Source organism: Streptomyces sp. TRD_SC_5, from assembly GCF_056836825.1.
In genome coordinates this window covers 2,598,806-2,613,178 of sequence record NZ_JBWZZS010000001.1, presented here as the reverse complement: position 1 = coordinate 2,613,178, position 14,373 = coordinate 2,598,806, and the positions used below count along the sequence as shown (strand labels likewise).

At 70.5% G+C, this 14,373-nt stretch carries 12 protein-coding genes, 1 tRNA gene and 1 riboswitch; of the genes, 8 read left to right on the top strand and 5 right to left on the bottom strand.

Features of this window, described 5'->3' with window-relative positions:
• Nucleotides 1-38: 38 nt before the first annotated feature.
• From AC1P0E_RS11980 to AC1P0E_RS11970, 3 genes are all read left to right on the top strand, one after another.
• Nucleotides 39-818, top strand: a complete 780-nt coding sequence (locus AC1P0E_RS11980; protein ID WP_214898322.1) for an HAD-IIA family hydrolase — start codon at nucleotides 39-41, stop codon at nucleotides 816-818.
• A gap of 106 nt (nucleotides 819-924) precedes the next feature.
• On the top strand, nucleotides 925-1,476 hold the full coding sequence (locus AC1P0E_RS11975) for a hypothetical protein (RefSeq protein ID WP_482742161.1): 552 nt from the start codon (nucleotides 925-927) through the stop codon (nucleotides 1,474-1,476).
• Nucleotide 1,477: 1 nt separating this feature from the next.
• Complete coding sequence (locus tag AC1P0E_RS11970) at nucleotides 1,478-2,158, top strand: class F sortase (protein WP_482742160.1); 681 nt, start codon at nucleotides 1,478-1,480, stop codon at nucleotides 2,156-2,158.
• A 10-nt stretch (nucleotides 2,159-2,168) separates the two neighbouring features.
• On the opposite strand, the gene AC1P0E_RS11965 is transcribed toward AC1P0E_RS11970, so the two are convergent.
• The gene (locus AC1P0E_RS11965) at nucleotides 2,169-2,933 is read right to left on the bottom strand and encodes a CbtA family protein (protein ID WP_482742159.1); all 765 of its coding nucleotides are present in this window, start codon (nucleotides 2,931-2,933) and stop codon (nucleotides 2,169-2,171) included.
• A gap of 17 nt (nucleotides 2,934-2,950) precedes the next feature.
• Entirely contained in the window at nucleotides 2,951-3,169 is a 219-nt protein-coding gene (locus AC1P0E_RS11960; protein WP_454375622.1) for a CbtB domain-containing protein, read from the bottom strand.
• 34 nt (nucleotides 3,170-3,203) lie between these two features.
• A riboswitch (cobalamin riboswitch) is annotated at nucleotides 3,204-3,373 on the bottom strand.
• Between the two features lie 333 nt (nucleotides 3,374-3,706).
• Here AC1P0E_RS11960 and AC1P0E_RS11955 point away from each other — a divergent pair.
• Nucleotides 3,707-4,744, top strand: a complete 1,038-nt coding sequence (locus AC1P0E_RS11955; protein ID WP_482742158.1) for a glycoside hydrolase family 6 protein — start codon at nucleotides 3,707-3,709, stop codon at nucleotides 4,742-4,744.
• Between the two features lie 68 nt (nucleotides 4,745-4,812).
• On the opposite strand, the gene glxA is transcribed toward AC1P0E_RS11955, so the two are convergent.
• The 3 genes from glxA to AC1P0E_RS11940 form a co-directional block, all read right to left on the bottom strand.
• Complete coding sequence (gene glxA / locus AC1P0E_RS11950) at nucleotides 4,813-6,747, bottom strand: radical copper oxidase GlxA (RefSeq protein WP_482742157.1); 1,935 nt, start codon at nucleotides 6,745-6,747, stop codon at nucleotides 4,813-4,815.
• Complete coding sequence (locus AC1P0E_RS11945) at nucleotides 6,744-8,693, bottom strand: glycosyltransferase family 2 protein (protein ID WP_482742156.1); 1,950 nt, start codon at nucleotides 8,691-8,693, stop codon at nucleotides 6,744-6,746. The genes glxA and AC1P0E_RS11945 overlap by 4 nt, the downstream gene beginning before the upstream one ends.
• Before the next feature lie 427 nt (nucleotides 8,694-9,120).
• Nucleotides 9,121-9,194: transfer RNA gene (locus AC1P0E_RS11940), tRNA-Lys, on the bottom strand.
• A 171-nt stretch (nucleotides 9,195-9,365) separates the two neighbouring features.
• Here AC1P0E_RS11940 and AC1P0E_RS11935 point away from each other — a divergent pair.
• From AC1P0E_RS11935 to AC1P0E_RS11920, 4 genes are all read left to right on the top strand, one after another.
• The gene (locus AC1P0E_RS11935) at nucleotides 9,366-10,679 is read left to right on the top strand and encodes a peptidoglycan-binding protein (RefSeq protein WP_482742155.1); all 1,314 of its coding nucleotides are present in this window, start codon (nucleotides 9,366-9,368) and stop codon (nucleotides 10,677-10,679) included.
• An 18-nt stretch (nucleotides 10,680-10,697) separates the two neighbouring features.
• Complete coding sequence (locus AC1P0E_RS11930) at nucleotides 10,698-11,951, top strand: SPFH domain-containing protein (protein WP_482742154.1); 1,254 nt, start codon at nucleotides 10,698-10,700, stop codon at nucleotides 11,949-11,951.
• A 120-nt stretch (nucleotides 11,952-12,071) separates the two neighbouring features.
• Nucleotides 12,072-12,662 (top strand): lytic polysaccharide monooxygenase auxiliary activity family 9 protein, encoded by a 591-nt coding sequence (locus AC1P0E_RS11925; RefSeq protein ID WP_482742153.1) that lies wholly within the window; start codon nucleotides 12,072-12,074, stop codon nucleotides 12,660-12,662.
• A gap of 26 nt (nucleotides 12,663-12,688) precedes the next feature.
• Entirely contained in the window at nucleotides 12,689-14,359 is a 1,671-nt protein-coding gene (locus tag AC1P0E_RS11920; protein ID WP_482742152.1) for an AMP-binding protein, read from the top strand.
• Nucleotides 14,360-14,373 lie beyond the last annotated feature (14 nt).

The window sequence follows — 14,373 nt, the reverse complement described above, 5'->3', positions numbered from 1 at the left end:
GCCCCCAGCGTTTTTTTGCGTACGGCAGGAGTCCGGCAATGGCAGAGCGCAAGCCGATCGAATCATGGCTCACCGACATGGACGGCGTACTCATCCACGAGGGAACGCCCATCCCCGGCGCCGATGCCTTCATCAAGCGGCTCCGCGAGTCGGGCAGGCCCTTCCTGGTGCTGACCAACAACTCGATCTACACCGCCCGCGACCTCCACGCGCGCCTCTTCCGCATGGGCCTGGACGTGCCGGTCGAGAACATCTGGACCTCGGCGCTCGCCACCGCCCGTTTCCTCGACGACCAGCGGCCCGGCGGCACGGCGTACGTCATCGGCGAGGCGGGACTGACGACCGCGCTGCACGACATCGGTTACGTCCTGACCGACCACGAGCCCGACTACGTCGTCCTGGGCGAGACGCGTACGTACAGCTTCGAGGCACTCACCAAGGCCATCCGGCTCATCAACGCCGGTGCGCGCTTCATCTGCACCAACCCCGACGAGACCGGCCCGAGCCGCGAGGGCCCGCTGCCCGCCACCGGGGCCGTCGCCGCGCTGATCACCAAGGCGACGGGCAAGGACCCGTACTTCGCGGGCAAGCCCAACCCGCTGATGATGCGGACCGGGCTCAACGCGATCGGCGCGCACTCCGAGACCAGCGCGATGATCGGCGACCGGATGGACACGGATGTGCTGGCGGGTCTCGAGGCGGGCATGGAGACGTTCCTGGTGCTGACCGGTCTGACCGGGCCGGCGGACGTCGACCGCTACCCGTTCCGGCCCTCGACGATCGTCGACTCGATCGCGGACCTCGTCGACCGCGTCTGACCGTTCCGGCGGCGTTCTCCGGAGGCCCGTACGGCCCAGTCGCGGGCCTCTGGAGATGCGGAAACCGGCCGTACCGGTGAATCTTCGTAGTACCAGGAGGTTCACTATGCGCTCAGTGCAGCTTGCTCTCTGTGTCGGCGCGGCGGCCGCGGCGGTCCTCGTGCCCGCAGCCGCCGCCCACGCCGGCGACGAGGAGGGGCGTGTCGTCGTCACCCCGTCCACCATCGCTCCCGGCGGGGAGGTGGATCTGCGGGTCGACGTGTGCAGGGGCGATCAGGCCACGGGTACGTCCGACGCCTTCTCGTCGCCCGCCCACTTCAACCCGGCGGCGGACCGGGGTGACCTCTTCGCCGAGGCCCGCATCCGCTCCGACGCCCGGGCCAAGGACTACGAGATCTGGGTGAAGTGCAAGGGCGGCGGCCAGGCCAGCGGCACCGTCACGGTCGTCCACCACAAGCCCACGCACCACCCGACCCACCACTCGACCCCCGTCGCGCCCGTGCACGCGGGTGGCGGCGGTACGGCGGAGGTCGCGGCGGCCGAGGAGGGCGGGCCCGGGACGCGGCACACCGTGATCGGTCTCGTGCTGGCGGGTGTGGCGGCCGTGGCCGTGGCGTACCGGAGCGTACGCCGTCGTCGTACCACGGACTCGGACTGACATGTCCGCCGACGACCGCCCGGCCGAAGGCGGCAGCGGCGGCGGACGGCTGCTGACCGGTGTCGCGTGGGCCGTGCTGCTGCTCGGACTGTGGCTGTGGGGCCGGGAGGTGACAGACGGTCCCGGCGGCAGCTCGGCGCCGACCACCGGTGACGTGGCGGCTGTCGGCCGCCCCCTGGGAGTGCCGCTTCCTCCCGCGCACGCCCCCGTCGAGGGCGCGCGGCCGCAGCACCTCACCGTGCCCTCCATAGCCGTCACGGCTCCCGTCGTGCCCCGTGGGCTCGACACGTCGGGCGCCGTCGATCCGCCGCCGTACCGCCAGTCGTCGAAGGTCGGCTGGTACGAGGGCGGGGCCATGCCGGGCGCCGCGGGAGTCGCCCTGCTCGTCGGCCATGTCGACACCGAGAGCAGACCGGCCGTCTTCTACGGCCTGAGCGCCGCGCGCCCCGGCGAGAAGGTCCGGGTGACGGGGGCCGGTGGCGAGAGCCTGGAGTTCACCATCGACGACGTTCAGGTCTTCACCCGCGAACGCTTCGACCCGCAGAAGGTGTACGGCCCCCGCGAGAGCGACCGGGCGGAACTGCGCCTGATCACCTGCGGGGGCACGTACGACAAGAAGGCCCGCACCTACACGGCGAACGTCGTCGTCTCGGCCTACCTGACGGGTACGGGCAAGGGCTGAGCAGCTGTCACTACGCCGCTACCGGCGCGGCGGCCGGAGCCGTGCGGGCCGCGGCCCGCAGGCCCAGCGCCCCGAAGACCCCCGCGAACACCGCCCACAGCAGCGCGTGCGACGCCAGCGACAGGATCCGGAAGTCCCACAGCAGCGTCGCCGCCACCGGGACCTCGTCCGGGTTGCCCGGCAGTGCGAAGAGCACCGCGAGCGTGGCGACGGCCGTGACGGCCACCGCGACCTGGCGCACCGGGACCGACCGGTCGGCGAGGCGTACGTACACCTGCCAGGCCAGCGCCATGCCGAGGACGCCGATCACGACGGCGGCCACCCACAGGCCTTGGCGGTTGGACACGGTGCCGGAGTCTCCGACACCGGGCGGGTTGGCGGGGTAGCGCAGGCCGGGCAGCAGCGAGACCGCCACGAAGGCGGCCGCGCCGAAGGCCAGGGCGCGGGGCCACGGCCGTTCACCGAGGCCCGTACGGCGGTGCACCAGGGCGTACGCGAGGGCGAACAGGGCGCCCAGCGCGAGGCCCGCGACGACCGCCGTGACGACCAGGCCGAAGTGCTGGGTGGAGCGGGAGAACAGTTCCTCGTGGTGCTGGACGGCCGTGGCGGCGGCCCCGTGCGCGTGTTCCTCGGCGGCCGAACGTGCCTCTTCGAGGCGGATCGCCCGGTCCATCAGGGGCTCGGCGAGGAGCAGCGAGAAGAGGCCGGTGGCAAGACCGGCCGCCCCGCCCGCCGCGAGCCCGCGTCCGAGCAGGGGCAGTACAGGTGTTGACATGGTGCGTACGGCCCCGATCAGTGGCAGGGGGCACCGAAGAGGTGCCGGCCGTCGTGAGAGAACTCGTGCAGGTAGTCGCCCGTCGCGGAAACGACCGTGCCGTTGTCCATGAAGACCGCGTAGAGCGCGATCACGGCGATGATCGCCGCGGCGGCCATGATCAGCCAGTCGCGGGTGGTGGTCGTGGCGGACGCGACCGCCGCGGTGTCGGTGTGCTGCGCAGTGTGCAGAGACATACCGGTGAGCCTCCTTCTGGGGTTTCCACGCCCCAATTCAGGAGGACGACGGGTCAGTTCCTGACTTCCGTACGGGAGCCGCCTTGGGCTCTCGTACGGTCACAGTGGCGGGACCGTCCCGGGATCGCACCGGGTTCCTGTCCACCGTCGCCTCGATGTGTGTGGAGTTGTCTCCCGGAGAGTCCCAGCCTGGCTGAGCACTGTCAACAGGCCCCCTGCCGCTGCCCGCAGGACCGGCTCACCTGGCCCGGCCGGCGACCCGCTCCCCCCGGGGCCGCCGACCGGGCCGGTCCTCGACCGCGGATGCCCGGGCTGCGGGAGAAGCCCGGCGTCGACGCGGGAGGCACGGAAGATCGCAGGGTCATTTTGACACCAAGTCACCGCAAGGTCACGGCGTGGCGACCGGCCCTCGCGCACCCGTGCCCGTACCCTTCCGCGCCCTCGCGCCGGGCCGGTGTGTCAGGATGGTTTCGACCGGATGTGTCCGGGGAGGGGCCGGGGGGTCCTCATATATTCAGTGCAGCCAAGGGGGATTGGATGTACGGCAGTTACAGCGGCCGTAGGCGCAGGAATTTCCGGGTGACAGCGATGGGGGCTGTGGGGGCCGCACTGCTACTGGCGGGTTGTTCGTCATCCGGCGGTGACGGAGGCGACGGAGGCGACCAACCGCCGGTGAAGCAGCAGCCGAAGGGCAGCGATCCGTACTGGGTCAATCCCGAAGGAACCGCCGCGAAGCAGGTCGCGGCGTACGCCAAGGAAGGCGACGACGAGAAGGCCGGCCTGATCAGGAAGATCGCCGAGCAGCCGGCCGCCGAGTGGATCCTGCCGGAGAACGCCGAGGCGCAGGCCAAGGGGTACACGGAGGCGGCGGAGAAGGCCGACCGTGACGCCTTGCTCGTCATGTACAACATCCCGCACCGCGACTGCGGGCAGTTCTCGAAGGGTGGCGCGGCCGACGGCAACGCCTACCGCGCGTGGGTCGAGGAGGTCGCCAAGGGCATCGGGGACCGCCCGGCGACCGTGATCCTGGAGCCGGACGCGTTGCTGCACCTGGTCGACGGGTGTACGCCCGAGGAGTTCCACGAGGAGCGGTACGACCTCCTCAAGGGCGCCATCGAGCGGCTCAAGCAGCAGCCGAAGGCGAAGGTCTACCTGGACGCGGGAAACGCGGGCTGGAAGTCGCCCGACTCGCTGTTCGAGCCGCTCCAGTGGGCGGGGATCGCGGAAGCGGACGGCTTCTCGGTCAACGTCTCCAACTTCCAGACCACCGAGGTCAGCAAGGACTTCGGCAAGAAGGTCTCGGCGAAGGTCGGCAACAAGCCCTTCGTGATCGACACCAGCCGCAACGGCAACGGTCCGTACACCGGGGGCGACCCCGCGGAGAACTGGTGCAATCCGCCGGGCCGCGCGCTCGGTGAGAAGCCGACGACCAAGACCGGCGACGACCTGGTCGACGCGTTCCTGTGGATCAAGCGTCCCGGCGAGTCGGACGGCGACTGCAAGGGCGGTCCGAAGGCCGGCGAGTGGTACGAGGAGTACGCGCTCGAACTGGCCCGCAACGCGAAGCAGAAGTAGCGGTCGCGGGGAACGCGAAGGGAGGGCCGCCCGGCACCGGGCGGCCCTCCCTTTCCGTTCCCGCGGGCTTACGGGACCTCGATCCAGACTCCCTCGGACGGTGTGCCCTGGTCGTCCGTCACGAACAGCATGTAGTAGCCGGACGGGACCAGCGCCCGGTTCTTCGGCACGGTGACCGAGATACCGCCCTTCGTCTTCTTCATCTCCAGCGCGACCGTGCGCTGGTCGACGTCGGTGACGTGCGTGACGGCGCTGGGCCGCATCAGCTTCGCGTCCTTGATGGACGTGGCGTGCGCCGACTTGAAGGTCGCCGTACCGCCCCGCTTGATGGTCTTCGGGCCGCCGGTGAGCTTCGGCCGAGCGTCCCTGAAGAGGTACGGCGGCGTGTAGATCTCGATGCGCTGCTCGAAGACGCCGGGCCGGGTGTTGGCCTTGTCGGAGTACAGCGAGTCGGAACCGAAGATCATGACGCGCCCGTCGGGCAGCAGCAGCGAGCCCGAGTGGTAGTTGCGGCCCACGGCCGGGTCTGCCACCCGGCGGTACTTGCCGGTCTTGGCGTCGTACAGCCGCGCCTGGAGGATGTCCGAGCCGCCGCGCCCCCGGTAGTCGTTGGAGCCGCCGGTGATCAGGACGGAGTCGTCGGGCATCAGGGACGCGCTCGGGTAGCGGGTGCCCTCGTCGAGCGAGTCGCCGTCCTTGAAGCGCGGGTTCGCCTCCTTGAGATCGACCAGGCGTGACTTCTCGCTGGACTTCTCGGACTCGCCGACGCCGCCGCCGCCGATGACCATGTACTTCTCGTCCTGGGCCGGAGGCAGCCGCACGGTCGCGGAGGTCTCCATCCGGTCCGGGTCGCTGAGGCCGGGGATCTTCTTGAACTTGTTGGTCTTCAGATCCCAGATGCCCGGCTCGCGGCCCTCGTCGGCGGGCCCGTACCCGGCGTTGGAGCCGGAGTAGAAGAGCTTGCCGTTGTTCATCAGGAAGATCGCGGGGTACGTCGGGAACTTCCTGATGACCCCGGTGTACTCCCACTTCTTCGTGACGGGGTCGTAGATCTCGTCCTTGCCGGGGACGATCTGGCCGATCTCGTCCAGGCCGGACAGCGACAGGACCTTGCCGTCCCCCAGCGTGGTGAGCGTCGGGTACCAGCGGGCCTCGTTCATCGGGTCGACGGTGATGTACTTCTCCGCCACCGGATCGAACTCGTAGGCCTCCTTGATGCCCTGGAAGTCCTTCTTGTCCAGGGCGAGCTTCTGCGCGATGCCGTACACGTTCTTGGCGTCGGTGCCGGTGAGGCCGTGGACCCGGTAGTTGTCCTCGGTGCCGGACTCGTACTTCTTGCCGGACGCCCTGGCCTCGACGTAGATCCGGCCGAGCCCCGCCTCGGTGCGCAGGAAGCGGCCGGTCTGCTTGTCGAAGATCTTCTTCGCCTTCTCCACCAGGACCGGGTCCTTGGAGACGTACGTCTTGCCGTTCTTCTTGCCGGTGAAGATCGTGCCCGCCGGCAGCGTCTTGGGGGCGTCCGGGTCCTCGTTGTGGACGATCATCAGGCCGCCGGCCTTGGTGACGTCACCCTCGAGCTTCTCGTACCGCTTGGTGCCGCCCGCCACCAGCAGCTTCCCGTCGGGCAGCTGGGTGTGCCCGGCGCAGAACATGTCCTTGGGCGTCGGGATCATCTTGTACTTGTTCGTCTTCGGGTCCCACAGCACCGACTCGAACTTCTTGGCGTCGAAGTTCTTCTGGTTGTTGCCCGAGCCCGCGATGAGCAGCACCTTGCCGGTGTGCAGCAGCGCGGCGTGGATCGTGTTGATCCGGAACTCGGAGGGGACGTCCAGGAAGTCCCAGTGGCCGTTCTCCGCCTTGTACTCGGGCCGGTTGATCTTGTAGTCGTGGTACTGCTCCGAGCCGAAGCGGTAGAGCGCGGGCCCGTTCATCCCCGCCAGAGCGAGCACCACCACACCCGTTATCGCCAGGCGGCGGGTGCGGCGGCTCGGACGGTAGTTCATTTCTTACGTCCCCCAAGGGCGATCTGCATGGTCTGGTCGTTGGCGGCCCAGGTGGGCTTCGGCTGTGGTGCGTGGGCCTCCGGCGGGGGACCGGCCGGCGGCTCGGGCCGGCCCGGCGGCGGCGCCCCGTGCCTGCCCCGCGCCTTCTTTTTCTTCTTCTCCTCGCGCATGGACCAGCGCCAGGCGAAGATCGGCGCCGCTGTGATCAGCAGGGCCAGCGTGGCCCAGGTGATCATCGCGGGGTGGTTGTGGCCGAAGAAGAAGGAGGAGCCGAGGGACCCACCGAAGACGAGGACGAAGAACAGGTGGATACGGAAGGTGCCGAAGAGCGTGTCGGGGCTGGAGGAGTCGCCCTTGGGCGTCACCACGAAGCTGGACTTGCGGCGCAGTACGGCGTCCATCAGCGAGCGCGCGTAGATCGGCGCCGAGAGCGCCGACATCACCATGCCGGCCAGGCCGCCGGAGCCCTCGGGCTCGTGCGGTGAGACGTTGTGGCGGCGGTTCCAGATGTAGAGGCCGATCTGGAGCGCGGAGGCGTTGCCGTACAGCATCATCCAGATCGCCGGGTCGATCTGCACACCCGAGGCGCCCATGCCAAGGAACAGGGCGCAGCTGAGGGCCGCGAGTATCCAGTTCATGGCGGACATCGGGTAGAAGATGATCATCATCGTGTAGTTGAAGAGCTTGCCCGCGGGCAGCGAGCCGTAGCCCCTCCAGTACTGCTTGAGGATCGTCTCGTACGTACCGCGTGACCAGCGCAGCTGCTGCGTGAAGAAGTCGGTCCAGGCGGTCGGGCCCTCGCCGACGGCCAGCACGTCCGGGGTGTATACGGACCGCCACTTCTTGCCGGTGGCCGGGTTCGTGGCGCGGTGGATCTCGAAGCCCGTCGCCATGTCCTCGGTGATCGAGTCGTACAGGCCGCCGATCTGCTTGAGCGCGCTGATGCGTACGGCGTTGGACGTGCCGACGAACATCGGCGCCCCGTAGCGGTTGCCCGCGCGCTGGATCAGGGCGTGGAACAGGAACTGCTGCGACTCGGCGGCCTTGGTGACGAAGGTGTCGTAGTTGCCGTAGACCTGCGGCCCGATGACGAAGCCGATGTTCGGGTCGCGGAAGTAGCCGAGCATCCGCTCCAGGTAGTTGGGCAGCGGCACGTGGTCGGTGTCGACGGAGGCGAAGATGTCGTAGTCGTCGCCGTGCGCGTCGAGCCAGGCGTTGTAGTTGCCGTGCTTGGTCTTGGCGCGGTGCGGGCCCTTGGCCTGGTTCCACTTGGCGACACCCTTGCGGGAGAAGTGGTGCACGCCGAGGCGCTCGCAGACCTCCCTGACCGCCGGGTCGTTGCCCTCGTCGAGCAGCCATACGTGCATCAGCCCGCGGTGGCGGATCTTGACCGCGGCCTCCAGCGTCTTCGTCACCATCTCCAGCGGCTCCTTGCCGGGCACGAAGGAGGTGAGGAAGGCGACCTTGGTGCCGGTCTCGGGCACGACGGGTACGGGGTCGCGGGCGACCAGGGTCGCGTGCGCGTTCGACAGGACGTTCATCGTGCGGAAGAGCTCGATCAGTCCGATCGAGACCAGCATGACGATGTCGAGGATCAGCAGCGTGTCGTTCTTGAGGTTCGGGTCGCGCTCGGTCCAGTGCGCGGGCTGCATCAGCCAGACGAACAGGCCGAGCGAAAGCAGTGGCGCGGCGCACAGCAGCAGGGCGGCGCGGATACGGTGCGGCTCCTGCGAGAGCAGCGAGCGGTACTGCACGGTGTACGGCTTGGCCGGGTCGGGCTGGGTCAGCGGCCCGGCGAGCCGGCTGTAGTGCTCGTAGTCGTATCTCGGCAGCGGCTTCTTCGCCCGTATGCGCGACCCACCGGTCCGCAGCTGCGGGGGTACCCGGAGCTGCGCCGTCCGGGAAGGGTCGTTGTTGTGCCGGGCGCCGGTCGGCGTCGACGTCATTGGTCATCCCCCCGCACGCATGCTGGCTGCGTGTGTTCGTCGGTCTCTTCGCCCGGAGCCGGTCCCCCTCGACCATCCCGGGCGCACAAGTGGCCTGCTGTCATCCCTTCAGACATGGGACGACAACCTTCCGGTTGCATGATGCCCGCCCCGGGATTTGTTCACGAACGGGGCCCCCGCCCCCTGTGCGCCGTCAGCCCCCGGGCCGCCGGCCTCGCCCCCAACTTGCCGGAACCGCCCGCCCCATTGGAGCCACTGGCTCCAGGATAGGGTCTACGACCCCCGTCTTGATCGCAAGGGTGAAACAAGGTGTTTACCGGTCATACGCGGGCTTTGGGGGCCGCCTGCGACACGGATTCGGCATGCGTGAGGTGTCCGGAAATCACCGAAGCCCCCTCACGCTGGGTGAGGGGGCTTCGACGTCGTGTGCGCCGCCAGGGACTCGAACCCCGGACCCGCTGATTAAGAGTCAGCTGCTCTAACCAACTGAGCTAGCGGCGCCTGTCTGACTCCGAGAACTTTACCCGACCCTCGCGGGTGCTCCGGACCGGCCACGCCGCGCGCTGTCCGTTTGGTTATCATTTGGACCGTCAACATGCGTTATGTCCAGACAGTTGAAACACTGTCACCCGTGCAGATGCGCCAGAAAAAGACCCACGGGAGGGGAACCGCATGACGATGCCGGTTTTCGACGAGTACGAGCCCGCGGCCGACTGCGGCTGCCCCGGCTGCGCCCAGCAACGCCGGGCCGCCGCCCTCGGCCTGACGGTCGCCGCCGGCGGCCACCCGGCCGCCCACGGAGCCCGCCGCGCGCTGGTGCTCGCCACCGCCGCGGGCGTGGTCCTCGGCTGCGGCGCGGGCGCCGCGGCGAGCGCCGTCGCCCCCGAGCACGCGCCCGCGCGGCCGGGAGCCGACCACGACCCGGACACCCCGCAGGGCCGGCCCACCCCGTTGTACGGCATCCGGCCGGGGCAGACCGCGCAGGCGACCCCGACGGCCACCCGCCCCGCCCTGCGGATCACCACCAGGGCCGAGATCATCAACCGCGCCAAGCGCTGGGTGGATGCCAAGGTCCCGTACAGCATGGAGAAGTACTGGAGCGACGGGTACCGGCAGGACTGCTCGGGCTACGTCTCGATGGCCTGGAACCTCGACGGGAACGAGTGGACGGGGAGCCTCGCCCAGTACGCCACGCCCACGGCCAAGGAGCAGCTGGAGCCCGGCGACATCCTCCTCTTCCACAATCCGGCCGACCCGAACAAGGGCTCGCACGTCACGATCTTCGGCGGCTGGACCGACTCCACGCTCACCCACTACATCGCGTACGAGCAGACCCGTCCGCACACCCGCAAGCTGGCCACCCCGTACGCCTACTGGAACAACTCCTCGCGCTATGTCGGGTACCGCTACAACGGGATCAGCGGCGGCACCGGCGGCGGCGGTGCCACCACAACGGCCTATCCCGGCGCGAAGTTCTTCGGGCCGGGCGCGAACAACAGGTACGTCACCCAGCTCGGCAAGCTGCTCGTCGCCCGAGGCGGCAAGCGGTTCTACAGCCAGGGCCCCGGGCCGGGCTGGGGCGAGGCCGACCGGCGCGCCACCGAGGCGTTCCAGCGGGCCCAGGGCTGGCGCGACGCGGAGGCCGACGGGCTGCCGGGGCCGCACACCTGGCGGCTGCTGATCCACAACAAGGGCAACGACATCCCGGCCGAGGGCAGCGGCAGCGGTACGGGCGCCACGGCCGGCGACGCGGCGTTCCCCGGCCGGCAGTACTTCCGGCCCGGCCAGTCGAACAAGTACGTGGACAAGCTCGGCAGACAACTGGTGAAGAAGGGTTACGGCAAGCACTACACGTCCGGGCCGGGACCGCGCTGGACCGAGGCGGACCGGCGCAACGTCGAGGCGTTCCAGCGCGCGCAGGGCTGGCGCGGCAAGGAGGCCGACGGCTACCCCGGGCCGCAGACCTGGCGGCGGCTCTTCGCATGACGGCATGACGGAGGAACGATGAGCACCACGACTTCAGAGACCTCGGAGCCGGAAGGCTCCGCCGCACCGGCCGCTTCCGGGCGGCCGGGCGCCGAGGCCGCGCCGAGGGCCCCGGTCATCAGGAACGAGTCCACCGTCGAGATTCCGGTGCATCTCCTCTTCCGCGACGACGCCGGCCGCCACGATGCCGGCCGCGACGGCGCCGGACCGGCCGCGCTGACGCTGCCGCCGGGCGCCTCGGTGATCAGCCGCAGAAAGGGCACCGGCGAGCAGCCGCGCGTCGACGGCCGTGGCGCGGCCCCGCGGCCGTCCCCGACAGCGTCCGGACCGGCGCCCGCGCGGGTGCGGACCGTCGTCCGGCCCGCCGCGCCCGCCGACCCGGGGCTCGCGGAGCGGCCCGGCCCCGCGCTGCCCGGCTGGTGCGGGGTGGCAGTGGGGGTGGGGGCGCTCGCGGTGGGCGCGGCGCTGGTGTGGTGGACCGGGGCGGTGCCCCCGCCCGCCGCCGTACTCCTCGGGCTGCCCCTTCGTCCGTACGACGGCATCGCGCTCGGGACGTGGGCGGTGCTGGCCGTGCTGGTGACGCTCGTCCTGTTCGCCTTCGGCGGTCTGGCCCGGGGGCGGGTCGGATACGCGTGGGTCCTCTCGCTCTTCGGCGACTACCGGGGGACCGTGCGGCGCAGAGGCCTGGTGTGGGTGAGCCCGCTGCTGCTGCGCCGCCGGGTCGACGTACGGCTGCGGCACTGGCGCAGCGAGCCGATGGAGGCCGTGGACGCGCACGGGGTCGCGCTGCGGGTCGTGGTGCTCGTGGTGTGGCGGATCAGGGACACGGCGCGGGCGGTGCTCGCCGTCGAGGACCACGTTCAGTACCTGCGCGAACAGGTGGAGGCGGCGATGGCGCGAGTGCTGTCGCAGCTGCCGGCCGACGCCTTCCACGACACCGCGCCGACGCTTCGCGACGCGGAGGCGGTCGGCGGGGCGCTGACCCGGATGCTGGCGGCGGAGACGGCGCCGGTGGGCATCGACGTCTTCTCGGCGCAGCCGACGCGGATCGAGTACGCCCCCGAGGTCGCGGCGGCGATGCGGCGCAGGCGGGTGGCGGCGCTCGACGCGCAGCACCGGGACAGCGTGCTGACGTCGGTGGTCGACGCGGTGGACGACACGGTGACGCGGCTGACCTCGCGCGGGCTCGTCGAGCTGGACGACTACGAGCGCAAGGCGCTCGTGAAGGACCTGACGGTGGCGTTCTACACGGGGCGTGGGGAGGGTTCGTGAACGCGCGCGCGATTGGTCTGGACATGTTCATTTACCGTTAATACATTGGGACTTGGTCTAGACCGCACAACACGCGCGCGGCACAGCTCACAGAACTTCCCCCACGTTCCAGGAGCCAGCATGCGAATAAAGACAGGTGCGGCCGTGGTCGGCCTCGCGATAGCCGGTGTGTCGTTCCTCGCCACCGGCAGCGCGAGCAGTCACGGCTACACCGACGCCCCGATCAGCCGTCAGAAGCTCTGTGCCAACGGCACGGTGACCGGCTGCGGCAACATCCAATGGGAACCGCAGAGCGTCGAAGGGCCGAAGGGATTCCCCACCTCCGGTCCGGCCGACGGCAAGATCTGCTCCGGCGGCAACGGCCAGTTCGCCCAGCTCGACGACCCCCGCGGAGGTGCCTGGCCCGCCACCAGGCTCACCGCCGGTCAGGGCTACGGCTTCCGCTGGCAGTTCACCGCCCGGCACGCGACCAGCGACTACAGGTACTACATCACCAAGAACGGCTGGGACTCCAGCAGGCCGCTCACCCGCGCGGCCCTGGAATCGCAGCCGTTCATGACGGTCCCGTACGGCGGTAAGCAGCCGCCGTCCACCCTGACCCACCAGGGCACGGTCCCGACCCAGAAGAACGGGCGGCACATCATCCTGGCGGTCTGGAACGTCGCGGACACGACGAACGCCTTCTACGCCTGTTCCGACGTTCAGTTCTGACGCCAAGTCAGCTAACCTCCGGCGCCATGGGGAGCGCAGGCACCGTCGCGGAGCTCGTACAACGCCAATGGGGCGACCACCGGCCGGGACTGAGATCCGAGGACCTCACCCTCAGCCATCACCAGGTCGCCGCGGGCGCCGCCGCGCGGGCCGCGCTCCTCGTGGACCTGCTGCCACGGGGAGCCGAGCCGCACATCGCCGTGCTGCTCGACAACTCGCCGGAATTCCCGCTGTGGCTCAGCGCGGCGGCCCTCGCGGGGGCCGCCGTCGCGGGCATCAACCCGACCCGGCGCGGCGCCGAGCTGGCCCGCGACATCCTGCACACCGACTGCCGCGTCCTGGTCACCGAGCGGGCGCACCTGCCGCTGCTCGACGGGCTGGACCTGCCGGGCGTACGGATCCTGGTGACCGACACCGACGCGTACGGGCAACGCCTGCGCGGGTACGCCGGCGAGAAGCCCGGAGCTGCGACCGTCCCCGGCCGTGGCGTCGGCCCGGACACCCGCCTTCTCCTCTACTTCACATCCGGCTCGACCGGCGCGCCCAAGGCGGCGATCTGCACCCAGGGACGCCTCGCGGCGGCGGGCGCGTCCCTCGCCACGCACTTCGCCGTCCGCCCCGCCGACGTCCACTACATCTGCATGCCGCTGTTCCACGGCAACGCCGTGATCGCCAACTGGGCGCCGGCTCTCACGGGCGGGGCGGGCATCGCGCTGCGGCGGCGCTTCTCGGCGTCCCGGTTCCTGGACGACATACGGGCGTACGGCGCGACGTACTTCACCTATGTGGGCCGGGCGGTCCAGTACCTCCTGGCCACTCCCGAGCGCCCCGACGACCGCGACCACGGACTGCGGCTCGGCTTCGGCACGGAGGCGGGCGCGGTCGACGCGGCCCGCTTCGAGGCGCGGTTCGGGGTGCGGCTGGTGGAGGGCTACGGCTCCTCGGAGGGCGGCGCCGCGATCCAGCGGACCCCGGACACCCCGCCCGGCGCGATCGGCCGGGCGGCGCCGGGGGACGACCTGGCGGTGGTCGACCCGGCGACGGGGGAGGAGCGCCCGCCCGGCGTGCTGGACGCGGCGGGCCGCCTCCTGAACGGTTCGGAGGCGATAGGCGAGCTGGTGAACCGCGGTCCGAACCCCTTCGAGGGCTACTGGCGAAACGAGGCGGCCGAGTCGGAGCGCCGGCGGGGCGGCTGGTACTGGACCGGCGATCTCTTCTTCCGCGACACGGACGGCTTCCTGCACTTCGCGGGCCGCACGGACGACCGGCTGCGGGTCGACAGCGAGAACCTGGCCGCCGCGATGATCGAGAACATCCTGGCCCGATGGGCGGACGCGGCAGCCGTGGCGGTGTACGCGGTACCGGATCCGGTGGCGGGCGACCAGGTGATGGCGGCGGTGGCACTGCGCGAGGGGGCGGCCTTCTCCCCGTCCGCCTTCGATCACTTCCTGTCGGCGCAGCCGGACCTGGGCACGAAGATGGCACCGCGGTTCGTCCGGGTGGTCCCGAGGATGCCGACGACGGCGACGAACAAGGTGCACCGGGTGGCGCTGCGCCGCGAGGGCTTTTGCTGCGGGGACCCGGTGTGGTGGTCACCGCCGGCCGGCCCCGGTCCGTACCGCCGGCTGACGGGCGCGGACACGGCGGTGCTGATCGCCGAGTACGCGCGGCACGGCCGGGACGCACTGCTGGGCTGACCGGGACGGCACGA

What these genes read in the sequence shown, in the direction of transcription:
- AC1P0E_RS11945 (WP_482742156.1), bottom strand. Translation starts at nt 8,693, where the DNA reads ATGACGTCGACGCCGACCGGCGCCCGGCACAACAACGACCCTTCCCGG.
- AC1P0E_RS11975 (WP_482742161.1), top strand. Translation starts at nt 925, where the DNA reads ATGCGCTCAGTGCAGCTTGCTCTCTGTGTCGGCGCGGCGGCCGCGGCG.
- AC1P0E_RS11955 (WP_482742158.1), top strand. Translation starts at nt 3,707, where the DNA reads ATGTACGGCAGTTACAGCGGCCGTAGGCGCAGGAATTTCCGGGTGACA.
- AC1P0E_RS11935 (WP_482742155.1), top strand. Translation starts at nt 9,366, where the DNA reads ATGACGATGCCGGTTTTCGACGAGTACGAGCCCGCGGCCGACTGCGGC.
- AC1P0E_RS11970 (WP_482742160.1), top strand. Translation starts at nt 1,478, where the DNA reads ATGTCCGCCGACGACCGCCCGGCCGAAGGCGGCAGCGGCGGCGGACGG.
- AC1P0E_RS11980 (WP_214898322.1), top strand. Translation starts at nt 39, where the DNA reads ATGGCAGAGCGCAAGCCGATCGAATCATGGCTCACCGACATGGACGGC.
- AC1P0E_RS11930 (WP_482742154.1), top strand. Translation starts at nt 10,698, where the DNA reads ATGAGCACCACGACTTCAGAGACCTCGGAGCCGGAAGGCTCCGCCGCA.
- AC1P0E_RS11965 (WP_482742159.1), bottom strand. Translation starts at nt 2,933, where the DNA reads ATGTCAACACCTGTACTGCCCCTGCTCGGACGCGGGCTCGCGGCGGGC.
- AC1P0E_RS11960 (WP_454375622.1), bottom strand. Translation starts at nt 3,169, where the DNA reads ATGTCTCTGCACACTGCGCAGCACACCGACACCGCGGCGGTCGCGTCC.
- AC1P0E_RS11920 (WP_482742152.1), top strand. Translation starts at nt 12,689, where the DNA reads ATGGGGAGCGCAGGCACCGTCGCGGAGCTCGTACAACGCCAATGGGGC.
- glxA (WP_482742157.1), bottom strand. Translation starts at nt 6,747, where the DNA reads ATGAACTACCGTCCGAGCCGCCGCACCCGCCGCCTGGCGATAACGGGT.
- AC1P0E_RS11925 (WP_482742153.1), top strand. Translation starts at nt 12,072, where the DNA reads ATGCGAATAAAGACAGGTGCGGCCGTGGTCGGCCTCGCGATAGCCGGT.